The 20,397-nt window shown below is 67.5% G+C and carries 15 protein-coding genes, 1 tRNA gene and 1 other RNA gene; 11 read left to right on the top strand and 6 right to left on the bottom strand.

The window, feature by feature from the left end:
* Window positions 1–124: 124 nt before the first annotated feature.
* Window positions 125–1,519: an IS1380 family transposase gene (locus tag AC3ZI9_RS01255; protein WP_102598821.1), complete on the top strand. Its 1,395-nt coding sequence runs from the start codon at window positions 125–127 to the stop codon at window positions 1,517–1,519.
* A gap of 290 nt (window positions 1,520–1,809) precedes the next feature.
* The gene (locus AC3ZI9_RS01250) at window positions 1,810–2,826 is read left to right on the top strand and encodes an isopenicillin N synthase family dioxygenase (RefSeq protein ID WP_489923749.1); all 1,017 of its coding nucleotides are present in this window, start codon (window positions 1,810–1,812) and stop codon (window positions 2,824–2,826) included.
* A 168-nt stretch (window positions 2,827–2,994) separates the two neighbouring features.
* On the opposite strand, the gene AC3ZI9_RS01245 is transcribed toward AC3ZI9_RS01250, so the two are convergent.
* The 4 genes from AC3ZI9_RS01245 to AC3ZI9_RS01230 form a co-directional block, all read right to left on the bottom strand.
* Window positions 2,995–3,477: a DUF4188 domain-containing protein gene (locus tag AC3ZI9_RS01245; RefSeq protein WP_489923748.1), complete on the bottom strand. Its 483-nt coding sequence runs from the start codon at window positions 3,475–3,477 to the stop codon at window positions 2,995–2,997.
* Between the two features lie 218 nt (window positions 3,478–3,695).
* Window positions 3,696–4,190 (bottom strand): glutathione peroxidase, encoded by a 495-nt coding sequence (locus AC3ZI9_RS01240; RefSeq protein ID WP_444554545.1) that lies wholly within the window; start codon window positions 4,188–4,190, stop codon window positions 3,696–3,698.
* Window positions 4,191–4,255: 65 nt separating this feature from the next.
* A complete protein-coding gene (locus tag AC3ZI9_RS01235; protein WP_444554544.1) occupies window positions 4,256–5,044 on the bottom strand; it encodes an enoyl-CoA hydratase/isomerase family protein in 789 nt (262 codons plus the stop codon).
* Window positions 5,041–6,609: a fatty acyl-CoA synthetase gene (locus AC3ZI9_RS01230; RefSeq protein WP_444554543.1), complete on the bottom strand. Its 1,569-nt coding sequence runs from the start codon at window positions 6,607–6,609 to the stop codon at window positions 5,041–5,043. Before AC3ZI9_RS01230 ends, AC3ZI9_RS01235 begins: the two co-directional genes overlap by 4 nt.
* 245 nt (window positions 6,610–6,854) lie before the next feature.
* On the opposite strand from AC3ZI9_RS01230, the gene AC3ZI9_RS01225 reads away from it, so the two are divergent.
* The 4 genes from AC3ZI9_RS01225 to AC3ZI9_RS01210 all read left to right on the top strand — a co-directional run bounded on the left by AC3ZI9_RS01225 (window position 6,855) and on the right by AC3ZI9_RS01210 (window position 12,419).
* Window positions 6,855–8,489, top strand: coding sequence for an ABC transporter substrate-binding protein (locus AC3ZI9_RS01225; protein ID WP_444554542.1), 1,635 nt, complete (start codon window positions 6,855–6,857; stop codon window positions 8,487–8,489).
* Between the two features lie 110 nt (window positions 8,490–8,599).
* A complete protein-coding gene (locus AC3ZI9_RS01220; RefSeq protein WP_444554541.1) occupies window positions 8,600–9,685 on the top strand; it encodes an ABC transporter permease in 1,086 nt (361 codons plus the stop codon).
* 2 nt (window positions 9,686–9,687) lie between these two features.
* Complete coding sequence (locus AC3ZI9_RS01215) at window positions 9,688–10,704, top strand: ABC transporter permease (protein WP_444554540.1); 1,017 nt, start codon at window positions 9,688–9,690, stop codon at window positions 10,702–10,704.
* Window positions 10,701–12,419, top strand: coding sequence for a dipeptide ABC transporter ATP-binding protein (locus AC3ZI9_RS01210; protein WP_444554539.1), 1,719 nt, complete (start codon window positions 10,701–10,703; stop codon window positions 12,417–12,419). The genes AC3ZI9_RS01215 and AC3ZI9_RS01210 overlap by 4 nt, the downstream gene beginning before the upstream one ends.
* Window positions 12,420–12,501: 82 nt before the next feature.
* Here the strand turns inward: AC3ZI9_RS01210 and AC3ZI9_RS01205 are convergent, their stop codons facing one another.
* A complete protein-coding gene (locus tag AC3ZI9_RS01205; protein WP_444554538.1) occupies window positions 12,502–14,466 on the bottom strand; it encodes an aconitate hydratase in 1,965 nt (654 codons plus the stop codon).
* A 152-nt stretch (window positions 14,467–14,618) separates the two neighbouring features.
* Window positions 14,619–14,703, bottom strand: a tRNA-Ser gene (locus tag AC3ZI9_RS01200).
* Between the two features lie 177 nt (window positions 14,704–14,880).
* Between AC3ZI9_RS01200 and AC3ZI9_RS01195 the strand changes: the two genes are divergently transcribed.
* The 5 genes from AC3ZI9_RS01195 (at window position 14,881) to recR (ending at window position 20,340) form a co-directional block, all read left to right on the top strand.
* Window positions 14,881–15,447, top strand: coding sequence for a hypothetical protein (locus AC3ZI9_RS01195; protein ID WP_444561451.1), 567 nt, complete (start codon window positions 14,881–14,883; stop codon window positions 15,445–15,447).
* A gap of 39 nt (window positions 15,448–15,486) precedes the next feature.
* An RNA gene (gene ffs / locus AC3ZI9_RS01190) (signal recognition particle sRNA small type) lies at window positions 15,487–15,583 on the top strand.
* Between the two features lie 31 nt (window positions 15,584–15,614).
* Window positions 15,615–16,541: a tRNA glutamyl-Q(34) synthetase GluQRS gene (gene gluQRS, locus AC3ZI9_RS01185; RefSeq protein WP_444561450.1), complete on the top strand. Its 927-nt coding sequence runs from the start codon at window positions 15,615–15,617 to the stop codon at window positions 16,539–16,541.
* Window positions 16,542–16,569: 28 nt separating this feature from the next.
* A complete protein-coding gene (locus tag AC3ZI9_RS01180) occupies window positions 16,570–19,701 on the top strand; it encodes a DNA polymerase III subunit gamma and tau (RefSeq protein WP_444554536.1) in 3,132 nt (1,043 codons plus the stop codon).
* Window positions 19,702–19,743: 42 nt separating this feature from the next.
* On the top strand, window positions 19,744–20,340 hold the full coding sequence (recR, locus tag AC3ZI9_RS01175) for a recombination mediator RecR (protein WP_444554535.1): 597 nt from the start codon (window positions 19,744–19,746) through the stop codon (window positions 20,338–20,340).
* Window positions 20,341–20,397 lie beyond the last annotated feature (57 nt).

The following is a 20,397-nucleotide window of genomic DNA, read 5'->3' as shown; positions in this document are numbered from 1 at the left end:
TAGCCTCGATCCACCGATGGGAGCCGGTGAAGCAGGACGTCATTAACGCGGAGATGCCCGACTTTTCAAGGATAATTGGACTTGCGACAGTACAAATTTCCTGAAGAAGAAGGGCATCTCGCAGATGCAAGTTTCCCACACTCCCACGGCCCTGTCAGCCGCGTTCGACGAACCGAACCTCATCGCGGCGGCAGGTCTGGTCCCGGTCATGGAACTGGCCCGCGACTCTGGCCTGCATGAGCTGGCGGACAGGCAGCTGAGCGTGCCGACCGACAAAGGTGCCAACGCCGGCGCGAAGACCGCAGCGCTGGTTGCCGGGATGGCCGCCGGAGCCGATTCCATCGATGACATGACCGTGCTGCGCCACGGCGGGATGAAACGGCTCTTCGGCTCCTGCTACGCCCCCTCGACCCTGGGATCCTTCTTGCGGTCCTTCTCCTTCGGGCACGTCCGCCAGCTCGACGCCGTTGCCTCTCGTTTTTTGGGAAACCTCGCAAACAGGGCACCGCTGTTGGGCGATCCTGGTGCCGAGGAGTTCGTGTTCGTTGATGTCGATGACACGATCATCGAGGTCCACGGCTATGCCAAGCAGGGCTCCGGGTACGGATATTCAGGGGTCCGTGGGCTCAACGCGGTGCTGGCCATCGCCTCCACCGCCGATACTGCCCCGGTGATCCTGGCCCAGCGCCTGCGCAAAGGGGCCGCGAACTCGGCGCGTGGCGCCAAACGTCTCGTTGCCGATTCCCTGGCGACCCTGGGACGGATCCATGCCGAATCGCCAGTGCTCTGCCGCTTCGACTCCGCGTATTACGGCCATGCCGTCATCTCCACGGCTCTGGCTGGCGGTGCCGATGTCTCGGTGACGGCGCGCATGGACTCCGCGGTCAAACGCGCCATCTCCGGAATCGAGGAGGCCGCGTGGGAAAGCATCGAATACACCGATGCGATCTTCGACGAGACCGCCGGTGCCTGGATCTCGAAAGCCGAGGTCGCCGAAATTGACTTCACCGCTTTCTCCTCCCGGAAGAAGGCCGACCGGGTTCCCGGCCGACTGGTGGTACGCCGCATTCCGGAGCTGAATCCGAAGGCAACCGACGGGCAACCAACCTTGTTCGATGCCCATCGGTTCCACGCGTTCTTCACCACCGTGTCCATGGAAGCCATGGGCACCGTCGTCATGGACAAGACCCACCGCCGCCATGCGGTTATCGAGCAGGTGAACGCGGACCTGAAAAACAGTGCCCTGGCGCACTTGCCTTCGGGGCACTTCGGAGCCAACAGTGCCTGGTTGGCCGCCGCGGTCATGGCCTACAACCTCACCCGGACCGCCGGGGTACTGGCGGCGGGAAGGTTCCGCAAGGCCCGCACCGCGACGATCCGGGACAAACTTGTCAACGTCCCGGCCCGGATCGCCTCGAGTGCCCGTCGAATCCGATTGCACCTGCCCGAGGCATGGCCCTGGCAACAGGCGTGGGAGAAGCTCTTCGCTGCCGTTCATGCACCACCTCAGCGAGTCTGACTGATCGTTCACCAGCCGGACAACGGCATCATCAGGAACCATCGTGGAACATCATCGGCAGCGAGGCCGGGCCCTGAGTAGTGCCCAGTTTCCTTACACTCAAGACTTCAAAGAGCGTCCCGGTCCCTCATGGCAGGTCGGTGGATCAAGGCTTAGGGAACGCCAGCCCGATGTGGAGCGACGACCTGCCGGGGAGACCTGTCAAGGGTTCCGACATCCGGGGCAATATGACGGAACCCGGCGTAACCGTTGCTGTCGTCGCGGGGCCGCCGCGCCCTAACGTTACGGCCATGAACCTTGTGCGAACCTCAGTGCCCGTTCTTGATTTCTCCACGGCCCGTCGGGCCGACGGCTGCTTCAACCCCGAATTCATCGACGCCCTGCGTGCGGCGAGCCATCAGGTCGGCTTCTTCCAACTCACCGGTTTCGGCGCCGCCGAAGGCCAGGCGCAGGAACTCCTGCAGACCATGGAGGCCTTCTTCGCCCTGCCCCTGGCCGAACGGTTGGAGCTGGACAACCGCACCTCGGCCCAGTTCCGTGGCTACACCCGGCTGGGCAAGGAAATGACCCGGGGCCGGGCCGACTCCCGGGAACAGATCGACTACGGCCCGGACCGGGAGGCGCTGGAGGGCTACCCGCAGGACCGCCCCTACCTGAACCTGCAGGGCCCCAACCAATGGCCCGCGTCCTTCCCCGAACTCGAGCGCGTGGCCATGGCCTGGGCCGAGCTGATGTCACGGGTCGGGACCGAACTCCTCGCGGCGATCGCCGTATCACTGGGTCTGCCCGAGGACCATTTCGAGGCCCCGTTCCGGCACGACCCGGCCTGGATGGGCAAACTGGTCCACTACGTCGGCGGCCAGGTCCCGGAGGCCGGCAACCAGGGGGTGGGCCTGCACGCCGATTACGGTTTCGTGACCCTGCTGCTCCAGGACCAGGTCGGCGGGCTGGAGGTCCAGCCCTACGGGCATCAGGACTGGATTCCCGTCGAGCCGATCCCCGGGGCTCTGGTGGTCAACCTCGGGGAGATGCTCGAGGTCGCCACCAACGGTTACCTGATGGCCACCATCCACCGCGTGACGGCACCACCGGCCGGCGTCGACCGCTATTCGGTACCCTTCTTCTGGTCCCCGCGGCTGGATTCGGTCATCGATACGGTCCCGCTGCCACCGGAGCTGGCGGCCCAGGCCCGTGGCGTCTCCGACGATCCGACCAATCCGATGCTCTCCTCCTACGGCGCCAACGTCCTCAAGGGGTGGTTGCGCGCTCATCCGGAAACCGCCGCCCGGCACTATCCGGGGCTGTGATCCGGCCATCGGGCGGCGCATGTTCATGGTCTTCCTGCCCCGTTGCGGTGCCTGCACCGAATGCGCCGACGAGGAATTACCCCCTGGGCAGGCCACCGAGCGCGCGATGCCCTCTCGCGCTCCAACCCCTGAGACCTGACCGCCCAAGCCCAGTCGATCAATCCAGTTCTAGCCCTCGCGTCCCAGTCGCTGGCGCGCGGTGTGCGTACCCCGCCCGATGGGCACACGTCGCGTGGCGGCCCCGAGTCCGAACGCCGGCATATCGGTGTAGACCGTCTCTTGGTCGGTGACCCTCATCTGGTAGGTCTCGTGCCAGATGCCCACGTCGCCGCTGCCTGCCGACTTCTTCGTGAACTGGCGCCAGGCCCCCAGATGCGGAGCATCCTGGGCGGAGGCAAAGCGCTGCAAGTCCTCCGGGCTGCGCCAATAACTCAGCAGAATCGTGGTCCGACCCAGCCATTGGTGGTAGCCCAGCAGACCGGTTTCAGGATCTTTCGCCAGATGAGCCAACATCCGTGGCATGGCGGCCACGGTCGGGAGCACCGAGGCCAGCTTCCACCATCTGTTGGCCCGCATCCCGATCAGGAACACGGTCACGTGCTCCTGATCGGGGGCCGCTGTATATCTGCCCGGATCCACGGTTGCTGCCATGACCATCGCCTCTCATCGCGCATCACACTGCTATGGAACGATGATATGGATGCTTGGCCCCTTGGCAAGACCTTTAACCCATGATGCGATATTGCGCCGCCCCCCGGCTCCTCACAGCGGTCAGCAGCATGGTTTCCGTGTCTTTTGCCCGGGAACACCCCGTGGGACGAGGCTTATGAAGCAGTTTCACCCCGCCTCGTCAGCCTCTACGGCGAGCGCTACAGGGCCGCCCGCACCGCCCCGACGAGCTCGTCGGAGAGCGGCTCGACACTGGACGCGAACCGGCCCAGGATCCGGCCATCGGCCCCGACGAGGAACTTCTCGAAGTTCCAGCCGATATCCTGGACCTCTCCGGTGGGGTAGGCGGTGAGCTCGCGGTAGAGCGGGTGGGCGTCGGGGCCGTTGACGTTGGTCTTCGTGGCCAACGGGAAGGTCACCCCGTAGTTGATCTGGCAGAACTCCTCGATCTGCGCATCCGTTCCCGGCTCCTGGCCCATGAACTGGTTGCTGGGCACCCCCAGCACCACCAGGCCCTGGTCCCGATGCGTCGCATACAGCTTCTCGAGACCCTCATACTGCGGGGTGAATCCGCATTTGGAAGCGACGTTGACCACCAGGACCGGCCGGCCGGCGAACGCCTCCCCGAAGGTCGACGTCGTTCCGTCGTTGAAGGTGATGGCCACATCCTGCAGGGTCGAATCGGGCGTGCTCATGATGTCCTCTCGCTCAGGGGTTCCTGCCTTCAGCCTAGCCATCCGGCCCGGCTTTCCCCTGTCCTTCAGCGACCGGCGAAGCGGTTGACCCGCTGCACCGAATCCGGGTGCGCGGCCAGGGCCGAGATGCTTCTCGTTTCCGCGGCCAGATGTGCCGCGTAGCCGGTGGACATCCCCGCCCGGAGCAACGCCTTCGTCGGCCCCAGGGTCTGGACGGCGCCTTGCAGGAACCCGTCCTCGGCCACGGTGAGCTCGCCTTCGAAGACGGCCGAGGGGGCCGAGGCGTTCGCCAGCCCCCAGTCGACGGCCTCGTTACCCGCAAGCCGGCGTCCGCCCAGGGTCAGATCCACGGCGCGCTGGTGGCCCACGGTCGCGGGCAGCAGATAGGAGACCCCCGTGTCGGGGCTGAATCCAATGCCCGCGTAGGCGGCCATCAGCGTCGCTTCCTCCGCCACCAGGACCCAATCGGCGTTGAGCACCAGCCCCAGGCCGGCCCCCGCGGCCACCCCGTTGACCCCGGCGAGCACCAGGAGCCGGGAATGAACCAGGGCCAGCGCCAACTCGTGGGCCGCCTCGGCCAACGCGGCGATGAAGGCGGAGCGTTCGGCGGGCGGGGATCCCGCCATGTTCCCCACGTCCCCTCCCCCGCAGAAGAACCGTCCGGTCCCGGTCAGGGTGAGCACGTACACCTCGGGGTCGGCCTCGGCGGCACGAACGGCGGCCAGCAGTTGGCGGGCCAGGGCCAGGTCCAGGACGTTTCCGCCCTCCGGCCGTTGCAGGACCAGCCGCACGACCCCGGGACGGCGTTCGATGCCGATCACCGGCTGCTCCGGCCCGGCAGTCCCGGCGCTCACTGCCCGGTGCTCCGTTCCGCGCGCAGCTCGCGTTTGAGGAGTTTGCCCGACTGGTTCCGGGGCAGCTCGGCGACGAAGTCCACCCGTTTGGGCACCTTGTAATCGGCGATCCGGCCCTTCACATGCGCGCGGACCCCCTCGGCCGTCAGGGAAGCACCTTCCTTGAGGACGACGACGGCGGTGATGGCCTCGATCCAGCGCTCATCGGCAACCCCGACGACGGCGACTTCGGCTACTTCGGGCAGTTCGTAGATGCAGTCCTCGACTTCCCGTGGAGGCACGAGCACTCCCCCGGTGTTGATGACGTCCTTGATCCGGTCCACGACCTGGATGTAGCCCTGCGCATCCCGGGTGACCTGGTCCCCCGAACGGAACCAGCCGTCAACGAAGGCCTCTTCGGTGGCCTCCTGCTTATTCCAGTAGCCGGTCATCAGTTGGGGTGACCTGTACTGGATCTCCCCGGGCTCGCCGGGGGCGGCGATCTCCCCGTCGGCGGTCACGACACGGGCCTCGACGTTGTAGACCGGCACACCGCAGGAGGCGGGCCGGGCCTCGTGGTCCTCGGGGCGCAGGACGGTGCATAGCGGGCCCAGCTCGGATTGGCCGAAGCAGTTGTAGAAACCGATCCGTGGATACCGCGAGCGCAGTCGCGCCAGCACGGTCACCGGCATGATGGAGGCCCCGTACTGGGCCTTGGCCAGCGACGACAGGTCCCGGGTCTCCATCTCCGGATGGTTGCTCAAGGGCACCCATACGGTGGGCGCCAGGAACAACGAGCCGATGTGTTCCTCCTCCACCAGGCGCAGGATCTGCCCGACCTCCGGACGCGCGATCAACCGGATGGTGGCTCCGAGGGAAAGATAGGGCAGCAGGAAGACGTGCATCGCCGCCGAGTGGTAGAGCGGCATCGCCACCAGGGGGCGGTCCTCGGCGGTGAAGTCCAGGGCGATGACCGAGGAGACGTATTCGGCGACCAGGGCCTCGTGGGTCATCATCGCGCCCTTGGGGGCGGAGGTGGTTCCCGAGGTGTACAGCAGTTGCACGACGTCGCCTCCCGCCACCTCCACCTCGACGGGCGTGGAATCGGCCCCGGGGTCCATCGCGGTCGCCAGGACGGACCCCCCGCCGTCGTCCTGCGTGGGAAGCATCGGCCACACCTCGGTGGCCTCCGCCGCCCTGCCGGCGCTGCGCACCTGGTCCACCAGCGGCAGCAGGGCGGGATCGGCGACGACCAGGCCCGCCCCGGAGTCGTCCAGGAGGTATCCGAGTTCATCGCCCTTCAGCGCGAAGTTCACCGGCACATGCACCAGTCCGGTCGCGGCACAGGCCAGATACAGGACGGCATAGGCGTCGGAATTCATCCCGTAGGCGGCGACCCGCGCACCCCGGGGAAGACCGCTGGAGACCAACCGGTGGGCCACGCGGTGGACGGCCAGTTCGAGTTCGGCGTAGGTCCACCGCCGGTCCTCGAAGAGCAGGGCCGTCGCCCCGGGATTGCGTCCCACGGAACGGCGCAGGACCGCACCGATGGTGTTGGCCCTGCCGGGCGTGGTTGGGGTGTTCATGGTGGCATTCCTCCCGCAGGTCGGCCCGGTCACGGACCACGATGTGACTCACCCCACAGGCTAGTCCGGGACTCCGGGCGCCGCCATACCGCCCCGCGGGGCGACGATCCGGTCACGGACGGGGCCCCGAGGGCCGCTGACCAGTGTTTTCCGGTAGGAATCATAAGTAGTATGGTGTGTTACGTCACACGCACTGCATCGTGCAGCCCACCTGCACCACGAGGCAAATAAAGGGAGTACCTACCATGACCAAATCCAAACGTGCCCTCAGGCTGGCACTGGCCACGGCGGGCATCGGCGCCCTGTCGCTCAGTGCCTGCACCGGCCCCGTCGACGATTCCGGGGGCGACAGCAGCGACAGCGGCAAGAAGGTCACCGTCGGGACCACCGACAAGATCGTCTCCCTCGACCCGGCGGGTGCCTACGACAACGGTTCGCTGACCGTGATGACCCAGGTCTACCCGTTCCTGCTCAACTCCAAACCCGGCAGTGCCGATCCGGAACCGGGCATCGCCACCTCGGCGGAGTTCACCTCCCCCAAGGAATTCACCGTCAAGCTCAAGGACGGGCTGAAGTTCGCCAACGGCAACGACCTCACCTCCTCCGACGTGAAGTTCAGCTTCGACCGGGTCGTCTCCATCGACGACCCGCAGGGTCCCGCGGCACTGCTGACCAACCTGGACCACGTCGAGGCCCCCGATGACTCCACCGTCGTGTTCCACCTGAAGGCCGGCAACGACCAGACCTTCCTCGGGGTCCTCACCAGCGCCACCGGTCCGATCGTGGACGAGGAGGTCTTCTCCAAGGACAAGATCACCCCCGACGACGAGATCGTGAAGGGCAAGGCCTTCGCCGGCCAATACGAAATCACGAACTACACCAAGAACGAACTGGTGTCCTATCAGGCCTTCGACGGCTACCAGGGCCTGCTCGGTGAGCCCGAGTCCAAGACCGTGGACTACAAGTACTACACCAGCGCCAACAACCTGAAGCTCGATATCCAGCAGGGCAACATCGACGTCGCCTTCCGCAGCCTGGCGGCGACCGATATCGAGGACCTCGAGAAGGATGACAAGGTCCAGGTCCTCAAGGGCCCCGGCGGCGAGCTGCGCTATGTCGTCTTCAACTTCAACACCATGCCGTTCGGGGCGAAGACCTCGGATGCCGATCCGGATAAGGCCCTGGCCGTCCGGCAGGCCATGGCGGACTCCGTCAACCGGCAGGACATCGCCACGCAGGTCTACAAGGACACCTACACCCCCGTCTACTCCTTCGTCCCCTCCGGCCTGCCCGGCGCGATCGAGCCGCTGAAGGAGATGTACGGTGACGGCGACGGCGGCCCGGATGTCGATCGGGCCAAGAAGCGCCTGAAGGATGCAGGGGTCAAGACCCCGGTGGAACTGAACATCCAGTACAACGCCGACCACTACGGCCCCTCCTCCGGCGAGGAATACGCCATGGTGAAGTCGCAGCTGGAAAAGACCGATCTGTTCAAGGTCAACCTGCAGTCCACCGAATGGGTCCAGTACAACAAGGACCGGACCCAGGATGTCTACCCGATCTACCAGCTCGGCTGGTTCCCGGACTACTCGGATGCGGACAACTACCTGACGCCGTTCTTCGCACCGGGTAACTTCCTGGCGAACCACTACGACAACAAGGAGGTCGCCAAGCTCGTCCAGAAGCAGCAGGTGACCACCGACGAGGATAAGCGTTCCGAGTTGATCGGCGAGATCCAGACCGAGGTCGGCAAGGACCTGTCGACGTTGCCCCTCCTGCAGGGCGCGACGGTGGCCATCGCCGGTGAGGACGTGGACGGGGTCGAGAGCACCCTGGACGCCTCCTATAAGTTCCGGATCGGTGTCATCTCCAAGAAGTAGTACACCGGGTCCATGGGGGCGGGGCGGTCATTCGGACATATGGCCGCCCCGCCCCGCTTGCCGTCCAACGCCGGGATCACTGGATCCGGGCCGCACGAGTATAGGTAGATATGACAGTAGAGAGTGACAAGGTCCCGGCCGGATTCGGTCTGGCGAAGGGGAAGAAACCCCGGAGCCAGAGTCTCGGTCTGGCCCGTTATCTGGTGATCAGGTTCCTGCTGATCATCCCCACCATGTTCATCCTGATCAGCATGGTCTTCTTCCTGATGCGGATCACCGGTGACCCGATCACGGCGGCACTGGGCGGCCGACTCCCCCCGGATCAGCTGGCCGACCGGATCCACGCGGCCGGCTACGACCGTCCCGTCCTCATTCAGTATTTCGACTACCTCGGCGACATCCTGCGCGGCAACTTCGGGACCACGCTCTCGGATAACCGCGAGGTGACCGACATCCTGGCCCAATACGGCACCGCCACCCTGGAACTGGTGATCTACGCACTGATCGTCGCTTTCATCATCGGGGTCCCCTTCGGCATGATTGCCGCCTATAAGCGGGACCGGCTCCCCGACGCATTCCTGCGGCTGTTCGCCATCCTCTGCTACGCCACCCCCGTCTTCTTCGCCGGGCTGCTGCTGAAACTGATCTTCTCCGTCTGGCTCGGGTGGTTCCCGGTCTCCGGCAGAACCGACTATCTGTCCGAACTCTCCGGGCTACGCAACCCCAGCGGCCTCTACCTGTTGGACGCCCTCCGCGCCGGGAACATGACGATCGCCCTGGATGTGCTCAAACACGCGGTTCTTCCGGCCATTGCCCTGGGGCTGCTCATCGGCGGGGTGTTCCTGCGCCTGGTGCGCACCAACCTCATCGGCACCCTGGGCTCCGACTTCGTCGAGGCCGGCAGATCACGCGGTGTCAGCGAATACCGGCTGGTCACCAAACATGCCTATAAGCCGGCACTGATCCCGATCGTCACGGTCATGGGCCTGCAGATCGCCCTGACCCTGGGCGGCGCGATCCTGACCGAAACCACCTTCGGGTGGAAGGGACTGGGCTTCATGCTCGCCGAATACCTCACCGCCCGGGACTTCGTCGCGGTCCAGGGCATCGTCATGCTCATCGCAGTGATCGTGGCGTTGACCAACTTCCTGGTGGACGTCATCGCCGCCTTGATCGACCCGAGAGTGAGGTACTGATCGTGGACACCACCACATCGAAACCCGCCCGGCAGCCGCGCTGGACCCGACTGCCGATCATCTCGCATCTGCGCAAGAGCGTCGGGCTGCAACGCACGATGCTGATCATCGGGCTGATCCTGTCGGGCATCTTGTTCCTGACCGCGATCTTCGCCCCCCTGATCGCCCCCTACGGCTACGCCCAGGCCTCCGCCGACGGCGCCAACTTCGGCGCGCAGATGGCCCCCAGCGCCGCCCATATCTGGGGGACCACCGTCGGGGGATACGACGTCTTCTCCCGCGTGATCTGGGGCGCCCAGACCGCGGCACTGGTCATCGTCCTCGGAGTGCTCATGTCGATCTTCGCCGGGGTGATCCTGGGGCTGGTCTCCGGCTACCTCGGTGGCTGGGTCGACCGGCTGCTGGTGGTCATCGCCGATGCCATCTACGCCTTCCCCGCATTGCTGCTGGCCATCGTGATGTCGATCGTCATCAGCGGCGGCCAGTCCAACCTCTTCGGGGGGATCATGGCCGCGGCGATCTCGATCACCGTGGTCTTCATCCCGCAGTACTTCCGGGTCGCCCGCGCCGAAACCATCCGGCTCAAGGCCGAACCGTTCGTGGAGTCCGCGAAGGTGATCGGCACCTCGAACCTGCGCATCATCTCCCGGCACGTCTTCCCCAACGCCACCCGGACGATGCCGTTGATCTTCACCCTCAACGCGGCGGAATCGATCCTGACCCTGGCCGGGCTGGGCTTCCTGGGCTTCGGCATCGAACCCTCATCGGCCGCGGAATGGGGCTACGACCTGAACAAGGCCCTCGCCGATGCCACCAGTGGCATCTGGTGGACCGGGCTCTTCCCGGGCCTCGCGATCGTCCTGACCGTGCTGGGCCTGACCCTGGTGGGCGAGTCCATGAACGACCTGAACGATCCGCGGCTGCGCGGCCGGCGTCGCGCCGGCAGGAAGAAGCGCGGCGGACCCGACATGCCCGCCGACGCCTATGTCAATGGAACCGGACTGGAGGTCACCAAATGAGTCACGAACGTGAACCCGGGCAGGACCCGAACACCGCCTCCCCGGACGACGGCAAACCCGTCCTGTCCATCTCGGGACTGGAGGTGACCTTCGCGACCGATGGTGGCGATGTGCACGCGGTCAACGACGTGAACCTGGACGTACGTCCCGGGGAGGTCGTGGCGATCGTCGGCGAATCCGGCTCGGGCAAGACGGTCACGGCCAAGACCATCCTGGGACTGTTGCCGGAAACGGCGACCAGTGCCGGGGTGGTCCTGGTCAATGGTTCCGATGTCCTCTCCGTCAGCGCCAGCCAATTGCGGGACCTGCGGGGCCGCGATGTCGCCATGGTGTTCCAGGAACCCTCCACCGCACTGAATCCGGTCCACACCGTCGGCTGGCAGATCATCGAGGGGATCCGCGCCCATGCGGGCTCCGGACACCGGATCAGCCGCAAGGAGGCCAAGGCCCGGGCCATCGAGGCCTTGGCCAAGGTGGGCATCCCGGATCCGGGGCACCGGGTGGATTTCTATCCGCACCAGTTCTCCGGCGGGCAGAAGCAGCGGGTCGTCATTGCCGCGGCGCTGGCCCTGAATCCCGGGCTCATCGTGGCGGACGAGCCGACCACCGCCCTGGACGTCACCGTCCAGGCCGAGATCCTCGAACTGCTCCGCGAGCTGCAGCGCAAGGACGGGACCTCGATCGTGCTGATCACCCACAACATGGGTGTCGTCGCGGATCTGGCGGACCGGGTCGTGGTGATGTATCGCGGCGATGTCGTCGAGGAGGCCCCCGTGGCCGACTTGTTCGCCCACCCGCAGCAGGACTACACCAAGGAACTCCTGGCCGCCGTCCCCCACCTGGGGCGGAACTCCGCCTCGGCCGGACTGGAGGAGCGGGCCCACTCCGAGGCCGAGGTCCTGGTGCGCGCCACGGATCTGGAGGTCGAATTCCCCGGAGGGATCGGCAAATCCGCGTTCCGCGCCGTGGGTGGGGTCTCCTTCCAGATCTCCGCCGGGGAGGTCTATGGGCTGGTGGGCGAATCCGGATCGGGCAAGACGACGATCGGACGGTCCATCGCGGGGCTGAACAAGATCACCGGGGGCAGCCTCAACGTCCTCGGCTACGAGATGCTCGACTTCCGCGAACGGACCTTCAAACCGCTGCGCAAGGACATCGGTTTCGTCTTCCAGGATCCGGGGGCTTCGTTCAACCCGCATCTGACCATCGGCGAATGCGTGGCCGAACCCTTATGGGTCCACCAGGATCCCACGGCCTCCGGCGCCCGGGACCGGGTCCGGGACCTGATGGACGCGGTCCAGCTGCCCGGCCGGTTCGTGGACCGCTACCCCCACGAGCTCTCGGGCGGGCAGCGGCAGCGGGCCAGCCTTGCCCGGGGCCTGGCGCTGAACCCGAAGCTGCTGATCGCCGACGAACCCACCAGCGCCCTGGACGTATCCGTCCAGGCAGCGGTGCTGGACCTGTTCAAGGAGATCCAGACGGAGTACGGATTCGCGGCGTTGTTCATCAGCCACGACCTCGCGGTCGTGGACATGCTCGCCGATTGGGTCGGGGTCCTCTACCGCGGCAAACTGGTCGAGGAGGGCATCGGCAGCCAGATCATGGGAAGCCCACGCCACGACTACACGCGGCGTCTGATCGCCTCGCTGCCGGTCCCGGATCCGGCCGAGCAGGCCCGGCGTCGTGCCGCCAACCGCGAACTGCTCACCGACTAGGGTCCGGCCCGGCTGGTCCGGTGGCGGTGGCGGCCCCGCCGTCGTCGCCGGACCAGCGGCCGGGCCGCCGGTGGTTCCGGCGCTATCCCTGCGCCACCGACGGGATGCGTCCGCCGACCAGCACCATATCGACCTGCCGGTCGGAGAGCTTATGGCGCAGGGTGACCTCCCGGCCGCCCAACGTCGCCGCCACCTCGTTGCCTGCCTTCAGCTGGTCCCGTAGCCCGTTGATGACCAGCCGCTGCCCCGTGGTCCCGGCGTCGTAATCGGCGGCGTCGGTGAATTCCAGGGCAAGGATCCCGAAGTTGGCCAGGTTCTGCCAGTGGATGCGGGCGAAGGACTTGGCGACGGCCACCCGCAATCCGAGGTAGCGCGGGGCGATGACCGCGTGTTCGCGCGAGGATCCCTGCCCGTAGTTCTCCCCGGCGATGACCGCATGGCCGCCTTCATGCTCCCGGGCCTGGTCCGGATAGCTGGTGTCGATGCGGGAGAAGGAGAACTCGGCGATCTTCGGGATGTTGCTGCGGAAGGGCAGCACCCTGGATCCGGCGGGCATGATCTCGTCGGTGGAGACGTTGTCGGCCATCTGCAACAGGATCGGCAGATCCAGATCATCGGCGATGGCATCGAAATCGGGGAGGCTGGAGATATTCGATCCCTTCACCAATTCGACCTCGGCTGCCTCCTTCGGCGGGAGCGGTTCCTGGAGCATATCGGTGTTCTGGCTGAACGTCTTCGGCATTTCCGGGCGGGGGTAGGCCAGCTCCAGGGTGCGGCCGAGTTCACGCGGGTCGGTGATCCTGCCGGTCAGTGCCGCCGCCGCGGCGGTCTCCGGGGAACACAACCACACCGCATCTTCCTCGGTTCCGGAGCGTCCGGGGAAGTTCCGGGGCATGGTGCGCAGACTGTTCCGGCCGGTGGCCGGGGCCTGGCCCATGCCGATGCAGCCCATGCAGCCCGACTGGTGGATCCGGGCTCCTGCCCCGACCAGCTGGGTCAGCCAGCCGCCGCCGATCAGATCGGCCAGGACCTCGCGGGACGTGGGGTTCACGTCCACCGAGACCTGCTCGCAGGCCTGCCGGCCCGCAAGGATTTCGGCGAACACGGCGAAATCGCGCAGACCGGGGTTCGCCGAGGAGCCCACGACCACCTGGAACACGTCCTCGCCGGCGGCCTCCGCCACGGTGACCACGTTGCCGGGCGAGGAGGGTTTGGCGATGAGCGGTTCCAGCTCGGAGAGGTTGATGGAGTCCGTCCGGTCGTAGCCCGCTCCCGGGTCGGCCAGCAGCTCCTGGAACTCGTCCTCCCGCCCCACGGCCGCCAGATATTCGCGGACCGCCTCATCGGCGGGGAAGACGGTGGTCGTGGCCCCGAGTTCGGCGCCCATGTTCGCGATGACGTGGCGGTCCATGGCGGTCAGGCCCGCCAGGCCCGGGCCGTGGTATTCGATGATCCGCCCGACGCCGCCCTTCACTCCGTGGCGGCGCAGCATCTCCAGGATCACGTCCTTCGCCGAGACCCAGTCGGGCAGTTCCCCGGTCAGTTCGATGCCCCAGATCTCCGGCATCGCCACATAGAGCGGTTCCCCGGCCATGGCCATGGCCACTTCCAGGCCCCCGACGCCGATGGCCAGCATCCCGATGGCTCCGGCGGAACAGGTGTGGGAGTCGGAACCGACCATGGTGGCCCCGGGTTTGCCGAAGCGTGATTGGTGGACCGGGTGGGAGACGCCGTTGCCGGCCTTGGAGAACCACAATCCGAACCGCTCGGCCGCCGATTGCAGGAAGAGGTGGTCCTCGGGGTTCTTTTCATCGGTCTGCAACAGGTTGTGGTCGACGTATTGGGCTGAAAGTTCGGTTTTGACCCGATCCAGCCCCATGGCTTCCAGTTCCAGCATGACCATCGTCCCGGTGGCGTCCTGGGTCAACGTCTGGTCGATGGAGATGCCGACTTCGGCCCCCGGGGTCATCTCCCCGTCTACCAGATGCGATGAGATCAGCTTCTGGGCGACATTGCGCGCTGGGCTGCTGGTGCTCTGCTTGGCCATGGTGGGCTCCCTCCGGTTGACTATCCGCCACCGGCCCGGCAGCGGACCTACTGCCCATGGTAAGCACGAATGCACGGCCGCGACAGGAACCGGTTTCCGGGCAGACAAAAGCGGCCCCGACATTCTCGATGTCGAGGCCGCTTCTGCATCCGCGGAGGATGGGGGATTTGAACCCCCGAGGGCGTGAACCCAACACGCGTTCCAGGCGTGCGCCATAGGCCGCTAGGCGAATCCTCCAGATTGCCCAAAAGAGCAGGCTCCAGACTACCGGAAGAATCGCCACAGGCCGAATCGGGGTACCGGCCCCTGCCGCGCCGGCCCCTCCACGGTCATCCGGCGGGATGACCACGGCAGGCGGCAATGGGGCCCACGGCCCGATCCGCGGGCCCGGGGACGCTCCATAGCGTGGGGAGCATGAAATCCACACCGATCTCCACCACCCGGCTCCTCGGAGCCACCGCAGGCCTCGGCGTCGTCCTCTGTGCAGCTACCGGCTGCAGCGACCTCTCCTCGATGGGCGGCGACCGATACGACAAAGCCGAGAGCTACGAATTCACCAACCTCCAGGAGCCCTCCGCCGAGCAGGTCCTGCCCTCGTGGGTCCCGGAGCAGGCTTCGGCCATCCAGGAGGAACAGCGCACCACCGGTCATGAACGCCTCATCGTCATGGACGTCCCCGACACCACCCTGCCGGAATCCTGCCTCGGGCTGAAGACCCCCGGATCGCCGACGGCCAGCGAGATCGAAGGCGGTCTGGTCCGGGAGGGGCGTTCGAAGGCCGAGGCCGCCGACGACGCCGACGCGCTGCACCGCAGCCCCCTGTTGGAGGTCGACTGGTGGCCGGCAGGACAAGAGCAGGAGACGACGCACCTCTGCGGGAAGTGGTGGGTCTCCTTCGACGGCGGGCACCTCTACGCCTACTCCCCCGAAACCCGGGTCGTGGCCGACGCAGTGAAGTCCGAGCGCGACGGGGAGGGCTGATCCCGGCTCGGGTCGCAGCCGTTTTCAGGTACACTATTTGTCGGCCCCTCATGTGGTGTCATCCCGTCGAACTCCCCCAGGACCGGAAGGTAGCAAGGGTAGGTGGGCTCTGGCAGGTGCATGAGGGGTCTTTACTTTTCCCACCGCCGCGCGTTGAGGAGGCCACCATGGGTGCCGGCCGTTACGCCCCCAGCCCCTCGGGTGAACTGCATGTGGGGAACCTGCGCACCGCCGTGCTCGCGTGGCTCTTCGCCCGCTCCACCGGCCGGGACTTCCTGCTGCGGGTGGAGGACCTGGACCGTGCCCGGGCCGGCGCCGAGGAACTCCAGTTGGCCGATCTGCGCGCCATCGGCATCGACTGGGACGGCCCCGCGGTCCGCCAAAGCGAACGCCCCGAGGGCTACCGTGCGGCCATCGACGCCCTGGAGGCGGCCGGTCTGCTCTATGAATGCTTCTGCACCCGCCGCGATATCGCCGAGGCCCCCTCGGCCCCCCATGCCGCCCCCGGGGCCTATCCGGGCACCTGCCGCGGGTTGGGCCGGGCCGAACGGGCCAGCCGCCGGGCCACGCGTCCGGCGGCGCTGCGGTTGCGCACCGACGTCGTGCAGTTCACCATCACCGATGTCCTGCACGGGGAATACACCGGGGTCGTGGATGACTTCGTCGTCGTCCGCAACGACGGGGTCCCCGCCTACAACCTCGCCGTCGTGGTCGACGACGCCCTGCAGGGGATCGATCAGGTGGTCCGCGGTGACGATCTGTTGCCCTCCACCCCACGGCAGGGGTACCTGGCCACCCTGCTATCCGGGCTGGCCGGAGACTTCCACGGCACGGAACTGCCGGAGTACGGGCACGTGCCGCTGGTCCTGAACGACCAGGGCCGACGCCTGGCCAAACGGGACGGTTCGGTCACGTTGGCGCAGCTGGACCACGACGGCGTCCCCCCGCCCCGGGTGCGGTCCCTGCTGTTGGAATCGTTGGGGCTTCCCGGTGGTCCGCTGGCCGCCGCGCTGGACTCCTTCGACCCCGCCGGCCTTCCCCTCGAACCGTGGGTGTTCGGCGGGTTCACCGCGGACACCTCGGGGATGCAATGAGCCCGGCGGAACGGATAGGCTTCGACTCGTGAGTACAGCCCTTTACCGTCGTTACCGTCCGGACGCCTTCGCGGACGTGATCGGGCAGGAGCATGTCACCACCCCGTTGATGGCTGCCCTGTCGAAGAACCGGGTGAACCATGCCTACCTCTTCTCGGGTCCGCGTGGTTGCGGCAAGACCACCTCGGCCAGGATCCTGGCCCGTTGCCTGAACTGCGCCCAGGGTCCGACGGCGGATCCCTGCGGCACCTGCGACAGCTGCCTGGAGTTGGCCACCGGCGGATCCGGTTCACTCGATGTCATCGAAATCGATGCCGCCTCCCACGGCGGCGTCGACGACGCCCGCGACCTGCGCGAACGGGCCACCTTCGCCCCGGTCCGCGACCGGTACAAGATCTTCATCATCGACGAGGCCCATATGGTGACCTCGGCCGGCTTCAACGCGCTGCTCAAGATCGTCGAGGAGCCGCCGGAGCACATCAAATTCATCTTCGCGACCACCGAACCGGACAAGGTCATCGGGACCATCAAATCCCGCACGCACCATTACCCGTTCCGGCTCGTCCCGCCCGAACCCCTGATGGCCTACCTCGAGCGGCTCTGCGCCCAGGAGGAGATGCCCGTGGCCCCCGGGGTGCTCTCGCTGGTCATTCGGGCCGGCGGCGGTTCGGTGCGCGATTCCCTCTCGGTGCTGGACCAGCTGATGGCCGGCGCCGGGGTCGAGGGGCTGGACTACGAACTGGCCGTGTCCCTGCTCGGGTACACCCATGCCACCTTGCTGGACGACGTCGTGGACGCCATGGCCGCCCAGGACGCGGCGACCGTCTTCTCGGCGGTGGACCGGGTCATCCAGACCGGGCATGATCCACGCCGTTTCGTCGAGGACCTGCTCGAGCGCTTCCGTGACCTGATCATCGTCAAGGCGATGCCCGAAGACGCCTCCCACGTCATCCGCGGGTTGCCCGAGGACCAGTTGCACCGCATGACCCAGCAGGCCACACTGCTGGGCCATGCCGAACTCAGCCGCAGCGCCGACGTCACCAACCAGGCCCTGACCGAGATGACCGGGGCCACCAGCCCGCGGTTGCACCTCGAACTGCTGTGCGCCCGGCTGCTGCTGCCGGCCTCGGATGCCACCGAGCGCGGCGTCAATGCCCGGGTGGACCGGATCGAACGCCGCCTCAGCTACGCCGGGGACGTTCCCGAGGTCCCGGCCGGCCAGCCAGCGGCCGACGCCCCGGCCCCCGATGCCGGCACGCCCCGGGCCGCCACGGGTTTCGAGTTCACACCCGGCCCCCAGGGGGCGGCCGCGGCCCGCGAAGCATTGCGGGCCGCCCGCGGCAAGGACCAGCCGGCCACCCCCGAGCCCCAGCAACCCGCCGCTGCCCAGGCCGCTCCCCAGGCCGTGGAGCCGACCCCCACCGTCGCCTCCACGCCGGCGGCCACCGAACCGCACGGCGCGGCACCGCGCCCCACCGAACCGGCAGCCACCCCGCCGCCGGCCGAGCCCCAAACCGCTGCCCCGGCACCGGACGCCCCGGCGGCAGCCACCGAATCCACCACCACGCCGCAGGAGTCTGCGGCCGACTGGGGTGCCTGGGGTCCCGTCGACGAGCAACCATCACCGCCTGCCGAGGCGCCACCCGCCGGGCCCACAACTGCTGCCCCGCCCTCCGCGGCCCCGGAACAGCACGTACCCGCCTCCTCCGGGGCTCCGGAAGAACCCCCGGCGCCGGTCAACGAACCGGCAGCCGCGCAGGAACCTGCCACTGAAGAACCAGCCGCCGAGGAACCCGCCGCCGGAGGCGCGGCCGGCACGGTGGAGATGTTCCGCCGGGCCTGGCCGGAAATCATGGACGCCTTGCGCCAGGAGAAGAAGTTCGTGTGGATGACGATCCAACCGCACGCCTCGCTGGCCGGATTCGACGGACGGACCTTGACGGTCGCCTTCGCCAACCCGGGACCGATGAAGGCCTTTGCCGCCAAGCAGGAGAACACCGACCTGCTCCGGGGCGCCATCAATCACATCCTGGGTGTCGCACCCGAGATCGTCATCACCGGCGGGGGTTCCGTTCCGGCGGGTGGTTCGGGCCCAAAAGCTGAGCGCCGGCCCGCGCCGGCGTCCCGCGGCCCGGTAGCGACGAACAGCGCTCCGGCAGCACCCACGCCCGCCCGCTCCACGCCCAGCCGGCCCGCGCCCGCGCAGCAGGCACCCCAGGGCCGGGACACCCCCGGCCCGGCATCCGCGGAGCCGGCCCCCGCGGCCCGACCTCCGGCAGCACCTTCTCCCGGGGACAGCAGTCCCCAGGCCCAGGCCCCGGCCGCCTCGGGCCCGGCCGCGGCCTTGCGCCAGCATCGAGCCGCAGCGCCGAGCCCCCGACCTTCACCCGGCGCCCCCTCGCAGACCCCCGATGAGGGGCCCGCGGACTTCGGCCCGGAGCCCGAGGACGACGGCGGCTACGACTGGGGCAGCGACACCGTACCGGTGGCCCCCTGGGACGAGCCCGCCGGACCCGCCGCGCCACCGGCCGACCCCCCGACTCCTCGGGCCACCGCCCCGGAGGGCGAGACCTGGCAGCGTCCGGAGCCGGCCGCACCTGCACCTGCGCCCGTCGACGCCGCCCCCTCGGCGACGGCACCGGCACCCCGGGAAGCCGGCGCTCCGGCCGCCCCCGCACCGGCAGCCCCGACACCGGCAGAGTCCCCTGCTCCGGCGGCCCCGGCACCTGCAGGTGCTGCCACGCCCGCGGCCCCCGCCCCCACCGATCCGGTGACACCAGCAGCCCCGGCACCGGCTGGCTTCGGGGCACCAGTGGCCCCGGCTCCCGGGGCCGTCCCCCCGCCTTCGGCCCCTGCCGTGCCCGAACGGGAGGCTCCGCAGCCCGTTTCCGATAAGCCGATGAGCCGGTACCAGCAGCTGTTGAACCAGGCCCGGATGAAGGACCAGTCCGCCCCGTCCGCCCCAGGAATGGCCTCCGGCGGCGGGGCAACACCCCCGGAGCCCCGGACGGACGTAGAATCGACGTACGTTGAGGACATTCCCAGCGACGATGACATCTCCATCGAGGAATCCGGGATGGTCGGCCGTCCGGCGATCGAACGCCTGCTCAACGGCCGCCTGATCGAGGAGCGCAACCACGACGGCACCCCGATCATCTAGGTTCCCCCGGAGCCGTCATCCGACTTTGCAGTGTGAGGTTTCGTGTACGAAGGTGCAGTCCAAGAGCTGATCGACGAGTTCGGTCGGCTGCCCGGCATCGGGCCCAAATCCGCCCAACGCATCGCCTTCCACGTCCTGGAAGCCGATCGGGAGGACATGAACCGGCTCGCTGATGCCATCCGTGCGGTCAAGGACAAGGTGAAGTTCTGCACGGTCTGCTTCAACGTCACCGAATCCGAGACCTGCAGCATCTGTCGTGATCCGCGCCGTGAGGACACCGTGTTGTGCGTGGTCGAGGAGTCCAAGGACGTCATGGCGGTCGAACGCACGCGCTCCTTCCGCGGTCGCTACCACGTGCTCGGCGGCTCCATCAACCCGATCGCGGGGATCGGGCCGGACCAGCTGCACATCCGCGAACTGCTCGGACGGTTGCACGACGACAAGATCACCGAGGTCATCATCGCCACCGACCCGAACCTCGAAGGCGAAGCAACGGCCACCTACCTGGCCCGCATGCTCTCCACCATCGGCATCAAGATTTCCCGTCTGGCCTCCGGGCTTCCCGTGGGCGGGGATCTGGAATACGCCGACGAGGTCACCCTGGGTCGGGCCTTCGAAGGCCGCCGCGTCATGTCCTGACCTGCCCGGTCCCGGCTACCCCCTGGACCGATTGGTCGGTTCCTGCCACGGGGGCCG

The organism is Arthrobacter sp. AOP36-F1-5, from assembly GCF_058137995.1.
Note: the sequence above shows the minus strand (reverse complement) of the source record. Positions and strands in the feature narration are given on the sequence as shown.

What these genes read in the sequence shown, in the direction of transcription:
- AC3ZI9_RS01255 (WP_102598821.1), top strand. Translation starts at nt 125, where the DNA reads ATGCAAGTTTCCCACACTCCCACGGCCCTGTCAGCCGCGTTCGACGAA.
- AC3ZI9_RS01250 (WP_489923749.1), top strand. Translation starts at nt 1,810, where the DNA reads ATGAACCTTGTGCGAACCTCAGTGCCCGTTCTTGATTTCTCCACGGCC.
- AC3ZI9_RS01245 (WP_489923748.1), bottom strand. Translation starts at nt 3,477, where the DNA reads ATGGCAGCAACCGTGGATCCGGGCAGATATACAGCGGCCCCCGATCAG.
- AC3ZI9_RS01240 (WP_444554545.1), bottom strand. Translation starts at nt 4,190, where the DNA reads ATGAGCACGCCCGATTCGACCCTGCAGGATGTGGCCATCACCTTCAAC.
- AC3ZI9_RS01230 (WP_444554543.1), bottom strand. Translation starts at nt 6,609, where the DNA reads ATGAACACCCCAACCACGCCCGGCAGGGCCAACACCATCGGTGCGGTC.
- AC3ZI9_RS01225 (WP_444554542.1), top strand. Translation starts at nt 6,855, where the DNA reads ATGACCAAATCCAAACGTGCCCTCAGGCTGGCACTGGCCACGGCGGGC.
- AC3ZI9_RS01220 (WP_444554541.1), top strand. Translation starts at nt 8,600, where the DNA reads ATGACAGTAGAGAGTGACAAGGTCCCGGCCGGATTCGGTCTGGCGAAG.
- AC3ZI9_RS01210 (WP_444554539.1), top strand. Translation starts at nt 10,701, where the DNA reads ATGAGTCACGAACGTGAACCCGGGCAGGACCCGAACACCGCCTCCCCG.
- AC3ZI9_RS01205 (WP_444554538.1), bottom strand. Translation starts at nt 14,466, where the DNA reads ATGGCCAAGCAGAGCACCAGCAGCCCAGCGCGCAATGTCGCCCAGAAG.
- AC3ZI9_RS01195 (WP_444561451.1), top strand. Translation starts at nt 14,881, where the DNA reads ATGAAATCCACACCGATCTCCACCACCCGGCTCCTCGGAGCCACCGCA.
- gluQRS (WP_444561450.1), top strand. Translation starts at nt 15,615, where the DNA reads ATGGGTGCCGGCCGTTACGCCCCCAGCCCCTCGGGTGAACTGCATGTG.